This is a genomic window from uncultured Alloprevotella sp. (assembly GCF_963536905.1).
Taxonomy (GTDB): domain Bacteria; phylum Bacteroidota; class Bacteroidia; order Bacteroidales; family Bacteroidaceae; genus Alloprevotella.
On record NZ_CAUTBW010000007.1, the window covers coordinates 47,193 to 62,921 of the forward strand.

Here is a 15,729-nt window from a genome sequence, read left to right on the forward strand (position 1 = left end):
AGTACGAGCAACGTTTCTATTCGTTATTAGGTGTTATTGTATCTAGTGGTGAACATTCTTGCTACTTCATTTCTTCTCTCACATATTGCTCCAGTAGGCTTAATGCTTCATCAATGCGTTTTAAGTCTTTGTTGAGACGAAAGCGGAAACGCCAAATGCGTAGCCACAGAAGGAGCCCCATGGGGAAGATAATACCACAAAGAATATTCAACTTTCGATTTACGAAAGGTGAAGTATGAGCGTGAATATAAATAACGGGTAATGTATTGAGAATGCTTAAGATACGAGAACTTCGAGTATTTGAAAGCTCTTCGACAATGGCTTCTAATTCATTACTAATGCGTTCGGCATGTCTATCTACCTGTGGACGGAAAAAGGCTCGAATATAATTAGGAGCCATTTGTAGATGCTTCAGCTCTTTGTAGTTACGGCAGTATTCGCGCAGTTTAGGAATTTCTGTAGATAATCGTGCATAATCTGGCGTGTCAATAATAACTTCCTTGCGGAAGAGATGACGAGGAGTACGCCAACCGAAGAAGCGCATTAATATGTTTTGATAGGTTTCCCAATTAAACACAACGCTATCGTTGTTCGATTTGTATGTTAAGTATGCTCCGAGAGGTGCTAAGATAGCAGAACTAATCCACATACCATAGGTCATATTAAGCGAACCATCGCGCGCCATTTTCATACTTGAAGTGTCAATAATGTAGTAGAAAATGAAGATGATCACGCTAATCACAGTGGGTAGACCTAAGCCACCTTTGCGTATGATTGCCCCTAGAGGGGCGCCAACAAAGAAGAAAAATAAGCAAGCTAGGGATAATGTAAATTTACGATGCCATTCAATCCAGTGGGTGCGGATAAAATGGTCTCCATCGTTGGTCACCGCGCTTCGCCATTCTAAGTCGGCCGCAAAAGCTGCGGCGTTAGCTTGGGCCATTTGGCGCGCCGATTGCAATCGCTCTGGTGAGGTATGAGCTAGAAGAGAATCGAAGTTGAGTCCGCGTGATGCCAGCGCGACCTTGAGCAGTTTGTTTTGTGCAACATTGAGTTTAGGGTGTCTATAATAATGAGATTCTGCTTCTGCATAGTATGATTTTCCCACACTGTCTAATTGTGTTTCCATCGAGTCGATGTCGTTGCGAAGACGTGTGAGATTCTTTGCTGAGGCCATTCCGCGCAACTGCTCCTCATCCATTTTTTCAAAATTACTATCAAAATCAATGATAAACTTTTTGTATTTAAATGTCTCGCGATCGTAGGGTGTGCCGTTAGGCGAACTGAGCACACTCATGTTGCTCTGAAGGTTCTCGAATTGCTCACCATTCCAAATATCTAATATGAGGTGCATACGATCTGCCGTAACTTCCATTCGTCCAGAATCGGCTACAACGATTTGTGCCTTATCAAAACCTTCATCAGTCTTATAGACCATCAAGTTGTAGAGCATTCCTGTTGATATTTCTTTATGCTCTACGAATAAATTTAGGTTAGGTATTCCATTATAGAAGACTCCCTCGGGGATTTCCAGTGCTGGAGAAGTTTGTTTCATGCTCAGCAGCAAAGTGCGGAGCTTGAGCTGAGCCTCTGGAGCTGTTTTGTTTTGGAAATAGAAAGAAGTTCCTGTTAGAAAGACCACTAAAACTAGTATAGGTCGCATGATGCGTAGCAGGGAAACACCTGCAGCTTTCATCGCAAGTAGTTCCAACTGTTCGCCCATATTACCGAAGGAAATGAGCGACGCCAACAAAATGGCAAGAGGGAGAGAGGTTGGTACCAAGGATAATCCCATGTACCAAAAGAATTCGGCAAGAATGTCAACGGTGAGTCCCTTTCCGATAAGCTCGTCCACATAGCGCCATGTGAACTGCATCATAAAAACAAAAAGAGTGATAAAGAAGGAACCGAAGAAAACCCAAAGGAATTTCTTCAGTATGAACATATCGAGCTTCTTTAATATAGTCATCGTAAATTCTTTGTATGAGCAAAAGTAGCATATTTTTCCCATGTGTGCTCATCTTTATATTAAATAAAACTGAGAGCTGGGGTGTTTAGAACTTTTTTTTGTTTTTTTTCAAGAAACATTTGGTAGTGTCATAAGTATGCACTACTTTTGCACTCGCAAATCAGCAATACCTGGCGCGGTAGCTCAGCTGGTTAGAGCGCATGATTCATAATCATGAGGTCCCCAGTTCAATCCTGGGCCGCGCTACGAAGAAAGGTCTTAGTTCAGTTGCTTAACTGTATTAAGACCTTTTTCTTTGTGTTTTCTTTTCTGTATACTTTTATGTCCACAATTTGGCTGCGATAGTGGCATATTCAACTTTTCCGTCAATATAATCAGCAAACATCTCGATGGCAGGCATACCGTCGGGGAGATTGCACGATCCACAGCCTCCGCAGTCTGGATATTGGCATTTGTATCGTTCGTGGATAAAGAAAAGTCTTTCTTCGCGATCTGAAAAGTCAATTTTTGGAGCTATCATGATAGAAATAATTTTTATCTAAATTAGGAATGATTACAGAAGTTTTCTGCCTACAAAATTAAGTATTTATTTTGTTGTTGTCTGCAAAAAGTAGAGAAGTAGAAACTGCTATATGTTGTGTGTTGAACATGGTATCTTCTTCTCTCTCCTGTATATAGATTCTGAATATTTCTTAAATAGCTTCATTGAGTGAGGTTTGTGGTGCGAAGCTCTAGTGACGTTTTTTTGTGTTTGAGTTTTTGTGAATCCGATTCTATTATTTTAATACTGAAGCCTCTAAAACTTTTTCTGGGTTCTTTTGTGGCGAATGTGTATCCACGATATAGAGAGGAGTAACTATCTTTATTGCATCAGCTGACACAATAAGCGCGTCAGCTGACATCCTTATAGTATCAGCTGACGCGATAAGGATAATTATTACTCACATTTCAAAATATCCATGTTGCATTTAGCATAAAATATTTGGGAAGCGTCAGTTTGTTCTTTTCTTGCCAATAGGAGGCGGTGGCTATTCGTTCGATATTGTTCAACTGATGGAGTAAGTCATAGGCATCTAAACGAAAACCTAAATGTTTACCAAAAGATTTACTGATGGAGGCATTCCATAGACTGCTACAGTGTCGAATGCCTGCCAAAGAATACCCCGACCGTAAGAATAGCGTGAAATCGGAATTTATTTGGAAGTCATAGGGTAAATTGTAGTTAAGAAGGATGCCATTGACCCAGTCTGTTCCACCATAATGGTTAGCACGATTATTAGTTGCAGAGAGCATCTGTACACCTGTTTTTAGATTGATTTGTAGTTGTGGCAGACGCCATGTTAAGCGTAGGTTGGCTTTGAAGTTTTCAGAGTTGGACGAGCCTCGTTCCATATTGGTTAGAGAGGTTGTAGTAAAATAACTTTGATGTTGTATCCAAGCTCCTACTTCAGAGCTAAGCATCCAGTGGTTTTGAGTGTCTAAGCTGCGGCTATAGCCAGCATCCAAACTGACAAGATAATTTCCACTAACGTTTTTTGGTGTGAGGGTATAGACGCCCGTGGCAGTGTTGAGCAGAGAGGTATAAACCACTTCGTTATGCCCTATTGAATAACGTGTGTTTGCATGCCACGCTTGAGCAAATTTTTTTGCTTTTGAGGAATAGTTTAGCTCGAAAGTATGCTGCTGCGAGGGCTTTAAATGCGGATTTCCCTTATAGATTTGTTGCATGTTATAGGTATCAGTGATGTCGAAGAGTTGCGACATTTTTTGAGGGTCAACGCTCAAGTTATAATAAGCATATAGTCCAAAGGGGGACAACCACGTGAACGAGGGTGTGAAAAGAGTGTAATGCTTCTGTATGTGTGTGGCACGTGTGTCGTTTGCCGTCCTTTTTTCAAAACTTAGTGGTAAACGAAGTAGTAGGATGTGACCATCCTTTATCCACTCCAAATCGCTCTGTAAGTTATGCCTATTGTGCCGAGCATTATAGCTGTAAGAGTTGATAATATCAAACGGGATGTCTCTGTCTTGTTTTGTGTAAAGATAAGAATAACCATAAGATAGTTTCCATCGGAAGGCTTTTAAAGAGATTTCGTAATCTATCTTAGTTCCCAATGAGTATGTCTGAGAAGGAAGTGAGGCTCTGTTCTCTTTCATCATCCTGTCACTCACATTCCAGGTGAAGCGGTCGCCCAGATAGTGGTTAGACGCTTTTCCATCATAGAAAGAGGCGTCAGTGTCTAGTGTGATGGTGTTTCCCGTTAGTGGAGAAACGAATTTTACCAAACCTCCGAGCGCGGTGGTTAAATTTTTGGTCATACCCGCGTCTTTTGATTGGGAGTCGCTAATAAGATAGGGCGCATATATCGGAGAACGTACTGAGTCTATAGGTATGGTAATAGCAGAGGGGAGTGTTTTCAAAAGAGCTGATTGGGAGGTTGTGTTTTGCTCAGTCTTTTGATATTCAAGGAGGGATTTAAATTCTATAAAGACTTTGCGTAAAGGCAAAACAAAGCGACCATTATATTCAAAGCTATGCGAGCGATTGTCTCCAATAGTTTTCTCCAGTCCATCATAAGAAGTGCCATCTGTGAGGTAATGGTGGCTCATAGTGCCGCTTCCTATTGTCTCAATCTGCTGTCCTCCTTTGAGCGAAGCTGTCATATAGGATTTTGAGCGTAGGGATTGCCAATAAATGTCAGCTCCTCCCTCCTTATCTATAGTAGGCGAAGTTGAAAAATCCTCTATGCTCCAAGTGTCTCCCTCAGTAGGGCGGCGAGTATCTCCCACATTGTTGAGGCGCCCATAGGCTGTGAATCGTAAAATGTCGCTTGAGTGCATAGCAAAGCCTCGCAGATTGTAGCGACTATGAGTTCCTCCGCCAAGACTAATGTTTCCCAGCCAACGACTATGATAGTCTTTGCGCAAACGCACATCCATAACCAAAGGATCTTGCCTTCTATCTGTTGTGTCTTTCATAGTTAAATAGCTGTCTTCTGCTCCTCTTCTATAGACCTTGACTTTGTTGACTGCATAAGCTGGAAGATTGCGTAGAGCCACTGCTGCATCTCCGTTGAAGAAATCCTTACCATCGATTAGCAGACTGCTCACAAATTCTCCATTGACTAAGATCTGTCCGCCGTTTTTTAGCGAAACTCCAGGGAGTTGTTCTATGAGTTTATCCAAGAGAGAGCCATTGGATAACTGAAAAGCATCAGCATTGTAGATAATAGTATCCCCTTTTATAAGCATCATCACTTTTGAGGCTTTAACCGTTGCTTCGCCAAGCTCAATCACGCGCTCTAGGGAGAGGTCGCCAATTTCGTAGAGGGTAGTTCTTTTTCCATATTGCTTTTCAGGAACAGTAATAGGATAACTCAAATCCAGAAACTTATCTTTTTGTACGAGCAATGTATAGTTTCCGAAATTAGGTACTGCCAAACTAAATTCTATCAAAACATCACCTCCTCCGTCTACGCCATAGAGTTTATAATAATCAACTGTCTTGGTGGAAGATACAATGTCTCCTTGCGTGTTGATAGCCATAATTGATGCGTCCTCTATCGGCCTATTGCTCAATTTTTCAACAACACGCCCATGAATATAGATGCTATCTGTTTTTCCCTTTTGTTGTGCTATAGATATAGAGCTATATAGCGCAAAGAATGTGAGAAGAATCAATGTTTTCATTGATATTGTAAGATAAAAGCGTTGTATAAAGGATGGTCTACTTAGGAGTTCTGTAAATCTATGACCTTTGTAAAGACTTATCGCTGTCAATAATTTCGACGTGTTTTTCAAAAGGGTTAGTTTATTGAAAAGTTCTTTGCTATGTTTGTTTTTTTTTGGGGGTGGTAAATGATGGTTTTTAGCTGTTTCTGTGTACGTTTCTGCTCCTTTTTTACATTGAAAAAATAGAGGGCTCTTTGTGTTTGCTTTCATAATTTACATATTTGTAGTTGTCAATAATTAGTTAAAAATAAAAGATGCTTCCATGGAGATTGCTGACAAATATACTAAAAATATATTATGTTTTCTATTTTTAGGTTTTATACATCTTTTACGTTTATAGTATTGAAGAAAGTTTTTTAGCTCCAAAGTCTATACTAATGCTCCTCGTTGTTCTATTTTATAAATGTTGGATTAAGTGTATTGTTTGTTTTTCTCTTTCTGCGATTATAATGTGTGGAGATGATAGATGTGCTCTATTTTCAACGGGCAATCAAAACTTATTGTTATCTTCGCTCGGTAAAAGAATCTATAAATGGAGATAGTTAATATTATAGCGCAGCGGTTGAATATCAACGAGCAGCAGGTACAGCGAACTATCAAACTTCTTAATGAAGGTGCTACAATTCCGTTTATCTCTCGCTATCGCAAAGAAGTGACGGGAGGATTGAATGAAGTGGAAGTAGCTGCGGTGAAAGATGAGAACGACCGACTCTCTGAAATGCAGCATCGTAAGAATACGATTTTGCTCACCATTGATGAACAAGGAAAACTAACTGACGAACTTCGCAAGCGTATCGAGAATTGTTGGGATTCAACTGTTCTTGAAGACATCTATTTGCCTTATAAACCTAAGCGACATACACGAGCAGAAAAAGCTCGACAACGCGGTTTGGAACCTTTAGCCGATTTGCTGATGAAACATCCCGAGGCGCGATTGGATACTCTCGTTGCTCCATTTCTAACAGATGAAGTTCTGGATGAGGAAGCAGCTTTGCAGGGGGCGCGTGATATTATTGCGGAACGGGTGAGTGAGAACGAAGAAGTTCGAAACACTGTGCGTACATCTTATAGTCGTCAAGCATGGATTCGTTCTGTGGTAGTGAAAGGTAAGGAAGAAGAGGCGCAGAAATATCGCGATTATTTTGATAATGCAGAACCGCTCTCCCGTTGTAGTTCTCACCGTTTGCTGGCAATGCGACGTGGAGAAGCAGAAGGCTGTTTGCGCGTGAGCATAGCTCCGCATGATGAGGAACAAGCTATAGGTTTTGTGTTGCGAAAATGTGACTACCTCTTTGAGCATGGTCGTCCCCAGTTCGTGCGAGAGTCTTCACAACTTCATATGGCTGCTGTAGATGCTTACAAACGTTTGCTTCGTCCTTCTATCGAAACAGAGTTTGCGGGGCAGAGCAAGGCTAAAGCTGATGCAGATGCTATTCGTGTGTTTGCAAGTAATCTTAAACAATTATTGTTAGCTCCTCCACTCGGGCAGCAGCGCATTATGGGAATTGATCCTGGCTTTCGAACTGGTTGTAAAGTAGTTTGCTTGGATGCACAAGGAAATCTGCTCCACAATGAGACTATTTATCCTCATCCGCCTAAGCAGATGATAGGTTCTGCCATGCGAAAAGTACGCAATATGATTGAAGTGTATAAACCTGAAGCAATCGCAATTGGTAACGGAACAGCGGGGCGTGAGACTGAAACATTTATAAATAGTCTTAATCTTGGTGATGCTATTTCTGTTTTTTTAGTGTCGGAAGATGGTGCTTCGGTGTATTCTGCTTCGAAATTAGCCCGTGAAGAATTTCCTGATTACGATGTGACGGTGCGTGGGGCAGTCAGCATTGGTCGTCGCTTAGCAGACCCATTAGCTGAATTAGTAAAGATAGATCCCAAAGCAATAGGTGTTGGGCAGTATCAGCACGATGTGGATCAGAGTGAACTGAAGAAATCACTCGATTTAACAGTGGAAAGTTGCGTAAATGCTGTCGGCGTAAATCTCAATACTGCCAGTAAGAGCCTCCTTACTTATGTTTCGGGATTAGGTCCAGCATTAGCACAAAATATCGTGGATTATCGCATAGAAAATGGACCTTTTTCTTCACGTAGAGACTTACTCAAAGTGCCACGTCTTGGTGCGAAAGCTTATGAGCAGTGTGCTGGTTTTCTTCGCATACCTGATGCTGTTAATCCTTTAGATAATACAGCAGTACATCCAGAGCGTTATGCACTGGTAGAGCAGATGGCGAAAGATGAGCATTGTGATGTGCCCGAGCTCGTACGTTCGGCAGAGAAGCGCAAAGCGATAGATCTACAAAAATACTGTACGGATGCTGTGGGCTTGCCAACATTGAACGACATTATCTCCGAGCTGGGAAAGCCAGGAAGAGACCCACGAGGTCATGCCACTGTTTTTCGCTTTGATGAAAAAGTGAAGAGCATTGAAGATCTAAAAATAGGTATGGAACTTCCTGGTGTTATAACGAATATTACCGATTTTGGCTGTTTTGTTAATTTGGGTATCCATAAAGATGGGCTTATTCATAAGTCGAACTTGGCAAATCATCGAGTGACTAATCCTGCCGAAGTGGTTCATATACAGCAACGTGTTGTTGTTCGTGTGTTAGAAATTGATGAGTGCCGTGGAAGAATCGGGCTAAAATTGGTAACGAGTGAAAAGTAATATATACTTAATTTCTTATACCTTAGAATCTTTAGAATTATGACCGACGAAGATTATATGACGAAAGCACTTGCAGAAGCGCGACAAGCTTATGAAGAAGGGGAAATCCCTGTGGGCGTAGTGGTAGTTTGTAAAGACCGCATTATTGCTCGAGCGCACAATCTGACGGAAACGCTTCACGATGTGACAGCTCATGCCGAAATGCAAGCAATTACTGCTGCTGCTGATGCATTGGGCGGAAAGTATCTCGACCCTTGTACGCTCTATGTCACACTTGAGCCCTGTGTGATGTGTGCTGGAGCTTTGGGCTGGTCACAATTAGGTCGTCTAGTTTATGGTGCAAGCGATGAAAAGAGAGGTTTCTCTAAATTTGCTCCTGAAGCACTTCATCCTAAAACAGAAGTATGCAGTGGAGTGCTAGCAGAAGAATGCAGTGCTCTAATGAAAGATTTTTTTAGAAATAAGCGTTGATATGGCAGAGCATAATAGGCTTGGTGCGCTGGGTGAGGAGGTGGCTTGTCGCTATCTTAGCTCTCTCGACTATCGCCTACTTGATCGCAACTGGCGTGTGGGGCATCTAGAAGTGGACATTATTGCTGACAACTACGGAGAATTAGTTTTTGTTGAAGTAAAAACGCGCAGTAGGGAAGGAGAGTTTACTGCTCTTGGAGCGGTCGATGTGCACAAACAGCGCAATCTGGCTGTAGCTGCAGAAGCTTATATGCAGGAGCATTATCTTAATTGTTCTTACCGCTTCGATATTGTCACTGTTGTAGGTGAGCAAGAATCTTTTGAAGTGACCCATTACGTAGATGCTTATTCCGTGGATCTTACTCGACGAAAACGTTACATTCATAGATTTTATTAGATGATCAATATAGAACAACTGCGTGAGTATTGTCTTAGTAAGCGGGGGGCTTCTGAGAGTCTTCCGTTTGATGATACAACCTTAGTCTTTAAGGTTTGTAATAAGATGTTTGCTGTATTACCACTGGAGCGCGCTGATTGTATTGTGCTGAAATGTGACCCCGAATATGCTCAAAAACTTCGGGAGCATTATGAAGGAGTGAATGAAGCATATCATTTTGAGAAGCTGCATTGGAATGCAGTCTATGTGGAGCGTGATGTAAGCGATGAACTCATTTTGCAACTCATAGACTTATCTTATGAATTGGTACTAAATAAGTTGTCTAAAAAAGCCAATATCGTTTTTTTTGCTGAAAGTTTGCCGCCAGAGGTAGGTTACGTACATCTTAATGTGACTGACTCGACAATGCTCTATCTCCGAGCACCTGAAGTGCGCGAGCGAACAGAAAAGTTTCTGCTTGTTGATGCTGATAAACAGAAAACAGGGAGGGGGCAACGAGGTACTCATTGGGAATCTGACAACGGAAAGAATCTGACATTCGGTTTGTTAGCACATCCTAATTTTCTTCGAGCTGATGAGCAGTTCTATCTTTCAGAAATTACAGCTTTGGCTGTTGTTGATGCCTTGCGTCCTTATTGTGAAACAACCGTAAAGTGGCCTAATGATGTGTATTATGGCGATAAAAAAATATGTGGAATGCTTTTAGAACACGATTTACAAGGTTCAATGATTGCGCATACCATTGTGGGACCTGGTATCAATGTGAATCAACAGAGTTTTTTAAGTGATGCCCCTAATCCTGTTTCAGTGGCGCAGATTGTAGGTTTTGAAGTAAACCGATATCTTGTTCTTGAACGTTGGCTTCAAAGTTTTTTGCATTATTATTCTCGTTTGGAAAAAGGAGAACGAGAAGCTATCAATGAGGAGTATAAGGCTTGTCTCTATCGTCGTGAAGGTGTGTATACTTATCGTGATAAAAATGGAGAGTTCCAAGCAGAGATAGCTGATATAGAAGAAAATGGACATCTATTACTAAGAGATGCAGCAGGGCATTTGCGGCGATATACTTTTAAGGAAGTTCAGTTCGTTCTCCAATAAGAATAATCTTATGAATCGCCAAATTCTAAAAATTGCAATTCCAAGTATTGTTTCGAACGTTACAGTTCCCTTGCTCGGCTTAGTTGATCTATGGATTTCTGGACATATAGGATCCGCCGATTGTATCGGAGCTATCGCTGTGGGCGGTATGATTTTTAATATGTTGTATTGGCTCTGTGGTTTCCTTAGAATGGGAACAGGAGGGTTCACTTCGCAAGCCTATGGCCGTGGCAATGTGGATGAGATAAATTATATTCTCCAACGTTCGCTACGAATGGCTTTCGGTCTTGCTTTTGCCTTTATCCTGTTGCAGCAACCATTGCTTCGATTCTCTTTATGGATGATGAAAAGCTCTCCAGACGTTTCAATCATGGCTGGCTCTTATTTCCGAATCCTCATATGGGGGGCGCCAGCTATGTTGGGTATTTACAGTTTGACTGGGTGGTTCTTGGGGCAGCAAAACGCTCGTGTACCAATGATTGTGGCTATTCTGCAAAATGTTATCAATATATTGGTGAGTATGTTACTGACGATGTGTTTTGATTGGAAAGTAGAAGGAATTGCCTTCGGTACGTTAGTGTCGCAATGGCTTGCTTTTCTTATGTATATATTCTTTCCGTGTTCAAACCATCGTACTATAAGTGTCCTTTGGCGCAAAATTTCATCTCAGGCAGTACTTCCATGGGGAAGGTTCTTATCCGTAAATCGCGACATATTTTTTAGAACACTTTGTTTAGTGGCTGTGCAGCTCTTTTTTACTGCAACAGGGGCAGCTCAGAGTGATACAATTCTAGCTGCAAATGCTCTGCTCTTGCAGTTTTATATCTTATTCTCTTATGTGATGGATGGCTTTGCCTATGCAGGGGAAGCTGTTGGAGGAAAAGCTTATGGAGCTAAGGATTTTGAAATGTTCCAAAATCTTACTCGCCACCTTTTTATTTGGGGAATAGGACTGATGCTTGTTTTTACCATTGTATATGTAATGGGAGGAAATGAGCTTCTGCAAATTCTTACTGCTCAGGGAGAGGTAATAGCAACAGCACAGAAGTATCTGCCTTATGCAGTATTTATTCCTTTAACTGGTTTTGCTGCTTTTCTCTATGATGGGCTTTATATTGGAACAACTTCGTCACGCCTTATGCTGCTTGCTGTTTTTCTAGCTGCTGCAAGTTTCTTTTTGCTTCGTTTTTTACTTTTTCCAAAATTTAGTAATGCTGGCTTGTGGATTGCTTTTCTGACTTTTATGTTTGTGCGGGGCGGTGTGCAGGCAATCTGTTATCATAGAATTTTTAGAGCGAAAATTAAATAAGCTTTGTTTGATGAGGCTTTTTATCATCAGATTCCTTAATTTCGCCTCTGAAAGAATTAAATATTAGAATAGAATGGCAAAATTTAATCGAATCTTATTGAAATTGAGCGGTGAAAGTTTAGCTGGAACACAAGGTTTCGGTATAGACACAAAGCGTTTAAACGAATATGCTCAACAAATCAAGGAAATCCATGAGATGGGCGTACAAATAGGAATTGTTATAGGTGGTGGCAATATCTTCCGTGGCTTGCAGGGAGCAGGTAAAGGCTTCGACCGTGTAAAGGGAGACCAAATGGGAATGTGTGCTACTGTCATTAATTCTCTCGCGCTAAGTAGCGCCTTAGGTGCTATTGGTGTAAAGAGTAGAGTCTTGACTGCTATTCGCATGGAGCCTATTGGCGATTTTTACAATAAATGGAAAGCTTTGCGAATATTGGAACGCAATGAAATTGTCATCATGGGAGCAGGAACGGGGAATCCTTATTTTTCAACAGATACAGGTTCTACTCTCCGTGGTATAGAGATTGAAGCTGATGTCATGCTGAAGGGAACGCGTGTTGATGGCGTTTACACAGCAGATCCTGAAAAAGATTCGACGGCAACTAAATTTGATGATATCAGTTACGATGAAGTGCTTCAGCGTGGTTTGAAAGTGATGGATACTACTGCCATCGCAATGGCCAAAGACAACAACTTACCTATCTATGTGTTCAATATGGATAAAGTGGGTAATCTTAAAAAAGTTCTTGAAGGAGAAAATCTCGGAACTTTCGTGCATGCTTAAATAACTAATATTGTTTAGACTTTAATCCAGAAATGTACTAAAATGGAAGTGTAAAAAGAATGTGAAGCTTTTACTTGCAGATTATTATTGCGTAAATTATATTTCATTTTAGTACATTTCTTTCTTTTATAATCTTTATATACTATCGTTTATTTCATGTGAAATAAACTTTCTATTGTCTATACCTGTTAATCTGAGAATTTTATTATTATTTTTGCAAAGCTAAACGAACAACAACTGTGTTCGTTGGTATTAGAAGTTGTAAAGATATTTATGTCTGAACATATTTATTTGATTGACCTTGATAGGGTTATACATGATAAGATGGGTAAGAAGGCTCGTTTTGTCCCCCGTTTTCTTCTTAATTATTTGAAGAAAATTATTCATCAAGACGAACTTAATGTGTTTTTGAAGGGAGAAGGCGAAAAACAGGGAGTACCTTGGCTTTGGGATTGTGTTCGCTTTTTGGATATGAACCTTAATGTCGTGGGGCGTGAGAATCTTCCTCCAGTAACTGAAGCTGGGCACTATACTTTTGTTAGTAATCACCCGCTAGGTGGACAAGATGGTGTGGCGTTAGGTGCTGTTTTGGGAGAATATTTTGAAGGTCATGTAAAGTATTTGGTTAATGATTTACTCATGAATCTTCATGGGCTTGCTCCTCTTTGTATACCAATAAATAAAACAGGTTCGCAGAGTCGTAGTTTTCCTGCGATGGTAGAGGCTGGATTCCATTCAGATGATGCTATCATAATGTTTCCAGCTGGTTTGTGTAGTAGGAAAAATAAGGGAAAAGTGCGCGATTTGACTTGGCAAAAAACGTTTGTAACCAAGAGTGTTGAGACACATCGTGATGTGATTCCTATTCATTTTAGCGGCTCCAATAGTGAACGCTTTTATCGTCTCGCCAATATCTGTAAAGCCCTACATCTTAAGGTTAATATTGCGATGCTTTATCTAGTTGATGAGATGATGAAAAATCGTCATAAGACATTTACAATCACCATTGGTAAACCCATTCCATGGCAAACCTTTGATAAAACTCGCAAGCCTGTTGAGTGGGCTGAATATGTGCAGAATGTTGTCTATAATTTGAACAGAGAAACAACCTTTTAGGTTGTATGAAAAAGTATATGGAAGAAGAAATCATAGCTCCTATTGAGCGTCGTTTGTTGAAATCTGAACTTACACCGGATCGTAAGTTACGCTCAACAAATAAAGGCGGCAATGAAATTTATGTTGTAACGTGGCAACAAGCCCCTAATGTGTTGCGTGAAATTGGTCGTCTGAGAGAGATTGCTTTCCGCACTGCAGGAGGGGGAACTGGATTAAGTTGTGATTTGGACGAGTTTGATATGTCTGATCACCCTTACTACCAACTGCTTGTTTGGGATCCAGAAAATGAAGTGATTCTTGGTGGCTATCGTTTCCTTCCTGGTAGCGATTGGAAATATGACAATGCTGGACAACCTATTCTTGCAACAAGTCACATGTTTCATTTCTCAGAAGAGTTCATTTGCAACTATGCACCGCGTACTACGGAATTAGGGCGTTCTTTCGTAACGCTGGAATATCAAAGTAGCCGTGCAATGACCAAAGGTTTGTTCGCATTAGATAATCTTTGGGATGGTTTGGGCGCTCTTACCGTGATTATTCCTGAATTGAAATATTTTTTTGGTAAAATGACGATGTATCCGAGTTTCGACCGACCTGCTCGTGATATGATACTTTACTTTCTAGATAAGCATTTTGGCGATAGAGATCATTTGATTATCCCAACTAACCCAATTAAACTAGAAACAGACGCTTTCTTCTTAGAACGTCTTTTTGTGGAAAAGGATTTTAAGGAAGACTACAAAATATTGAACAAGAATGTTCGTGCTAGAGGTTATAATATTCCTCCTCTCGTTAATGCTTACATGAACCTTTCGCCGACAATGCGCTTTTTTGGTACAGCGATAAATCATGCTTTTGGAGAAGTGGAAGAGACAGGAATTTTGATTGCCGAAGATGAAATTCTAGAGGAGAAACGTAGACGCCATATCGATAGCTTTTTAAAAGAACATCCAGATTGGCAGCGCGACTTAAGCCAGATTCTAATGATAAATCGACATCATTGTGATGAATAAAAAAGGAAGGATTCCTGATGGAATTCTTCCTTTTACTATAAGTATGTGTATTGGTTTGTAGCTTTTATTCTTCAACTACTTCAAAGTCGTCTTTACCAACGCCGCAGAGAGGGCATACGAAATCTTCGGGTAAATCCTCAAAAGCAGTTCCAGGCTCAATACCTGCATCTGGATCTCCAACCTCTGGGTCATATACCCAGTCACATACTGTACAACGATACTTTTTCATTTTGATGTCTTACTTTAGTGTTAATTTAATAACGTGTAATTAATAATAGATGTTGAAAAGATTTTTCTCCATGCGCTGTTCTACTAGCTGCCAGTCCGTCAACTCCCATACGGCTTCGCAAAAGTCCGCACGGCGATTTTGGTAGTCTAGATAGTAGGCATGTTCCCAAATGTCTATAGTCATAAGCGGAGTCATGTTCTTTTGTAGTGGATTACCTGCATTTGTCATCGCTTCAATGTTTAATTGATTGCGTTCGTTGTATGTAAGCCAAATCCACCCAGAACCGAATAATCCCGTAGCTTTTGCCATCAATTGTTTTTTGAAATTATCTATACTCCCATACGTTGCTATCAATTTCGCTTTCAATGTGCCGCTGATAGGTTTTGCAGTGGGAGATAAAGTTTCAAAGAAAAATGTGTGATTCCATACCTGGGCAGCATTATTATAAATGGCACCATTGGCCGTTCTAACAATTTCTTCTAAACTCTTATCTTCAAATTCTGTTCCCTTGATGAGCTTGTTTAAGTTGTCTGTGTAAGCTTGGAGATGTTTGCCATAATGGAACTTCATCGTATCCTCACTTATCCTAGGCTTCAATCCATCAAGAGGATAGTTGAGCTTGGGCATTTCATGCTTCATAGACTATGGCATTTATATTGGAGTGCTAAGATACAGCATTTTCTATTATTGTCCAAATATTTTCCTGCCTTTTTATAATTGTAGGTGCAATTTTGTTCCTTTTTTGATTCATCCCCAAAATGCGTTAATATTATCCTTTCGTTATATAATAAACTCAATATTCTCTTACCAACAAAAAATATATAGGAGAGCGTTCCTACCCACAAAAGCTCACACTCCTTATAATATAGCTTCACCACAATAAGCCTGTGAGCTGACGCAATAAGGCTATCAGCTGACATCCTTATTG

14 protein-coding genes and 1 tRNA gene are annotated in these 15,729 nt (G+C 40.5%); 9 read left to right on the forward strand and 6 right to left on the reverse strand.

What is annotated here, in order from left to right; translation table 11 throughout:
• Positions 1 to 61 precede the first annotated feature (61 nt).
• Positions 62 to 1,969, reverse strand: a complete 1,908-nt coding sequence (locus tag ABLA33_RS02235; RefSeq protein ID WP_347719067.1) for an LptF/LptG family permease — start codon at positions 1,967 to 1,969, stop codon at positions 62 to 64.
• Between the two features lie 172 nt (positions 1,970 to 2,141).
• On the opposite strand from ABLA33_RS02235, the gene ABLA33_RS02240 reads away from it, so the two are divergent.
• A tRNA-Met gene (locus tag ABLA33_RS02240) sits at positions 2,142 to 2,215 on the forward strand.
• A gap of 73 nt (positions 2,216 to 2,288) precedes the next feature.
• Here ABLA33_RS02240 and ABLA33_RS02245 read toward each other — a convergent pair.
• On the reverse strand, positions 2,289 to 2,489 hold the full coding sequence (locus tag ABLA33_RS02245) for a hypothetical protein (RefSeq protein WP_183694266.1): 201 nt from the start codon (positions 2,487 to 2,489) through the stop codon (positions 2,289 to 2,291).
• Positions 2,490 to 2,917: 428 nt separating this feature from the next.
• Positions 2,918 to 5,659, reverse strand: a complete 2,742-nt coding sequence (locus tag ABLA33_RS02250) for a TonB-dependent receptor (protein WP_347719068.1) — start codon at positions 5,657 to 5,659, stop codon at positions 2,918 to 2,920.
• Between the two features lie 574 nt (positions 5,660 to 6,233).
• Between ABLA33_RS02250 and ABLA33_RS02255 the strand changes: the two genes are divergently transcribed.
• From ABLA33_RS02255 to ABLA33_RS02290, 8 genes are all read left to right on the forward strand, one after another.
• Complete coding sequence (locus tag ABLA33_RS02255) at positions 6,234 to 8,384, forward strand: Tex family protein (RefSeq protein WP_347719069.1); 2,151 nt, start codon at positions 6,234 to 6,236, stop codon at positions 8,382 to 8,384.
• Positions 8,385 to 8,423: 39 nt separating this feature from the next.
• Positions 8,424 to 8,855 carry a nucleoside deaminase gene (locus ABLA33_RS02260; protein ID WP_347719070.1) on the forward strand — a complete coding sequence of 144 codons (432 nt, stop codon included), beginning with the start codon at positions 8,424 to 8,426 and terminating at the stop codon, positions 8,853 to 8,855.
• Between the two features lies 1 nt (position 8,856).
• The gene (locus ABLA33_RS02265; RefSeq protein ID WP_347719071.1) at positions 8,857 to 9,252 is read left to right on the forward strand and encodes a YraN family protein; all 396 of its coding nucleotides are present in this window, start codon (positions 8,857 to 8,859) and stop codon (positions 9,250 to 9,252) included.
• Entirely contained in the window at positions 9,253 to 10,350 is a 1,098-nt protein-coding gene (locus ABLA33_RS02270; protein WP_347719072.1) for a biotin--[acetyl-CoA-carboxylase] ligase, read from the forward strand.
• A gap of 10 nt (positions 10,351 to 10,360) precedes the next feature.
• Positions 10,361 to 11,659 carry an MATE family efflux transporter gene (locus ABLA33_RS02275; RefSeq protein WP_347719073.1) on the forward strand — a complete coding sequence of 433 codons (1,299 nt, stop codon included), beginning with the start codon at positions 10,361 to 10,363 and terminating at the stop codon, positions 11,657 to 11,659.
• A gap of 73 nt (positions 11,660 to 11,732) precedes the next feature.
• The gene (gene pyrH, locus ABLA33_RS02280) at positions 11,733 to 12,443 is read left to right on the forward strand and encodes a UMP kinase (protein ID WP_347719074.1); all 711 of its coding nucleotides are present in this window, start codon (positions 11,733 to 11,735) and stop codon (positions 12,441 to 12,443) included.
• A gap of 273 nt (positions 12,444 to 12,716) precedes the next feature.
• Entirely contained in the window at positions 12,717 to 13,559 is an 843-nt protein-coding gene (locus ABLA33_RS02285) for a glycerol acyltransferase (protein ID WP_311491210.1), read from the forward strand.
• Between the two features lie 17 nt (positions 13,560 to 13,576).
• Positions 13,577 to 14,572 carry a GNAT family N-acyltransferase gene (locus tag ABLA33_RS02290; RefSeq protein WP_347719075.1) on the forward strand — a complete coding sequence of 332 codons (996 nt, stop codon included), beginning with the start codon at positions 13,577 to 13,579 and terminating at the stop codon, positions 14,570 to 14,572.
• 64 nt (positions 14,573 to 14,636) lie between these two features.
• On the opposite strand, the gene rd is transcribed toward ABLA33_RS02290, so the two are convergent.
• The 3 genes from rd to ABLA33_RS02305 all read right to left on the reverse strand — a co-directional run.
• Positions 14,637 to 14,801 carry a rubredoxin gene (rd, locus tag ABLA33_RS02295; RefSeq protein WP_009347521.1) on the reverse strand — a complete coding sequence of 55 codons (165 nt, stop codon included), beginning with the start codon at positions 14,799 to 14,801 and terminating at the stop codon, positions 14,637 to 14,639.
• Positions 14,802 to 14,840: 39 nt separating this feature from the next.
• Positions 14,841 to 15,440 (reverse strand): superoxide dismutase, encoded by a 600-nt coding sequence (locus tag ABLA33_RS02300; RefSeq protein ID WP_347719076.1) that lies wholly within the window; start codon positions 15,438 to 15,440, stop codon positions 14,841 to 14,843.
• The coding region (locus ABLA33_RS02305; protein ID WP_347719077.1) for a hypothetical protein at positions 15,437 to 15,729 on the reverse strand (293 nt) is incomplete at its 5' end. The genes ABLA33_RS02305 and ABLA33_RS02300, both read right to left, overlap by 4 nt.

Excerpts from the sequence above, each read along its gene's own strand:
- ABLA33_RS02235 (WP_347719067.1), bottom strand. The coding sequence starts at position 1,969 with ATGACTATATTAAAGAAGCTCGATATGTTCATACTGAAGAAATTCCTT.
- ABLA33_RS02245 (WP_183694266.1), bottom strand. The coding sequence starts at position 2,489 with ATGATAGCTCCAAAAATTGACTTTTCAGATCGCGAAGAAAGACTTTTC.
- ABLA33_RS02250 (WP_347719068.1), bottom strand. The coding sequence starts at position 5,659 with ATGAAAACATTGATTCTTCTCACATTCTTTGCGCTATATAGCTCTATA.
- ABLA33_RS02255 (WP_347719069.1), top strand. The coding sequence starts at position 6,234 with ATGGAGATAGTTAATATTATAGCGCAGCGGTTGAATATCAACGAGCAG.
- ABLA33_RS02260 (WP_347719070.1), top strand. The coding sequence starts at position 8,424 with ATGACCGACGAAGATTATATGACGAAAGCACTTGCAGAAGCGCGACAA.
- ABLA33_RS02265 (WP_347719071.1), top strand. The coding sequence starts at position 8,857 with ATGGCAGAGCATAATAGGCTTGGTGCGCTGGGTGAGGAGGTGGCTTGT.
- ABLA33_RS02270 (WP_347719072.1), top strand. The coding sequence starts at position 9,253 with ATGATCAATATAGAACAACTGCGTGAGTATTGTCTTAGTAAGCGGGGG.
- ABLA33_RS02275 (WP_347719073.1), top strand. The coding sequence starts at position 10,361 with ATGAATCGCCAAATTCTAAAAATTGCAATTCCAAGTATTGTTTCGAAC.
- pyrH (WP_347719074.1), top strand. The coding sequence starts at position 11,733 with ATGGCAAAATTTAATCGAATCTTATTGAAATTGAGCGGTGAAAGTTTA.
- ABLA33_RS02285 (WP_311491210.1), top strand. The coding sequence starts at position 12,717 with ATGTCTGAACATATTTATTTGATTGACCTTGATAGGGTTATACATGAT.
- ABLA33_RS02290 (WP_347719075.1), top strand. The coding sequence starts at position 13,577 with ATGGAAGAAGAAATCATAGCTCCTATTGAGCGTCGTTTGTTGAAATCT.
- rd (WP_009347521.1), bottom strand. The coding sequence starts at position 14,801 with ATGAAAAAGTATCGTTGTACAGTATGTGACTGGGTATATGACCCAGAG.
- ABLA33_RS02300 (WP_347719076.1), bottom strand. The coding sequence starts at position 15,440 with ATGAAGCATGAAATGCCCAAGCTCAACTATCCTCTTGATGGATTGAAG.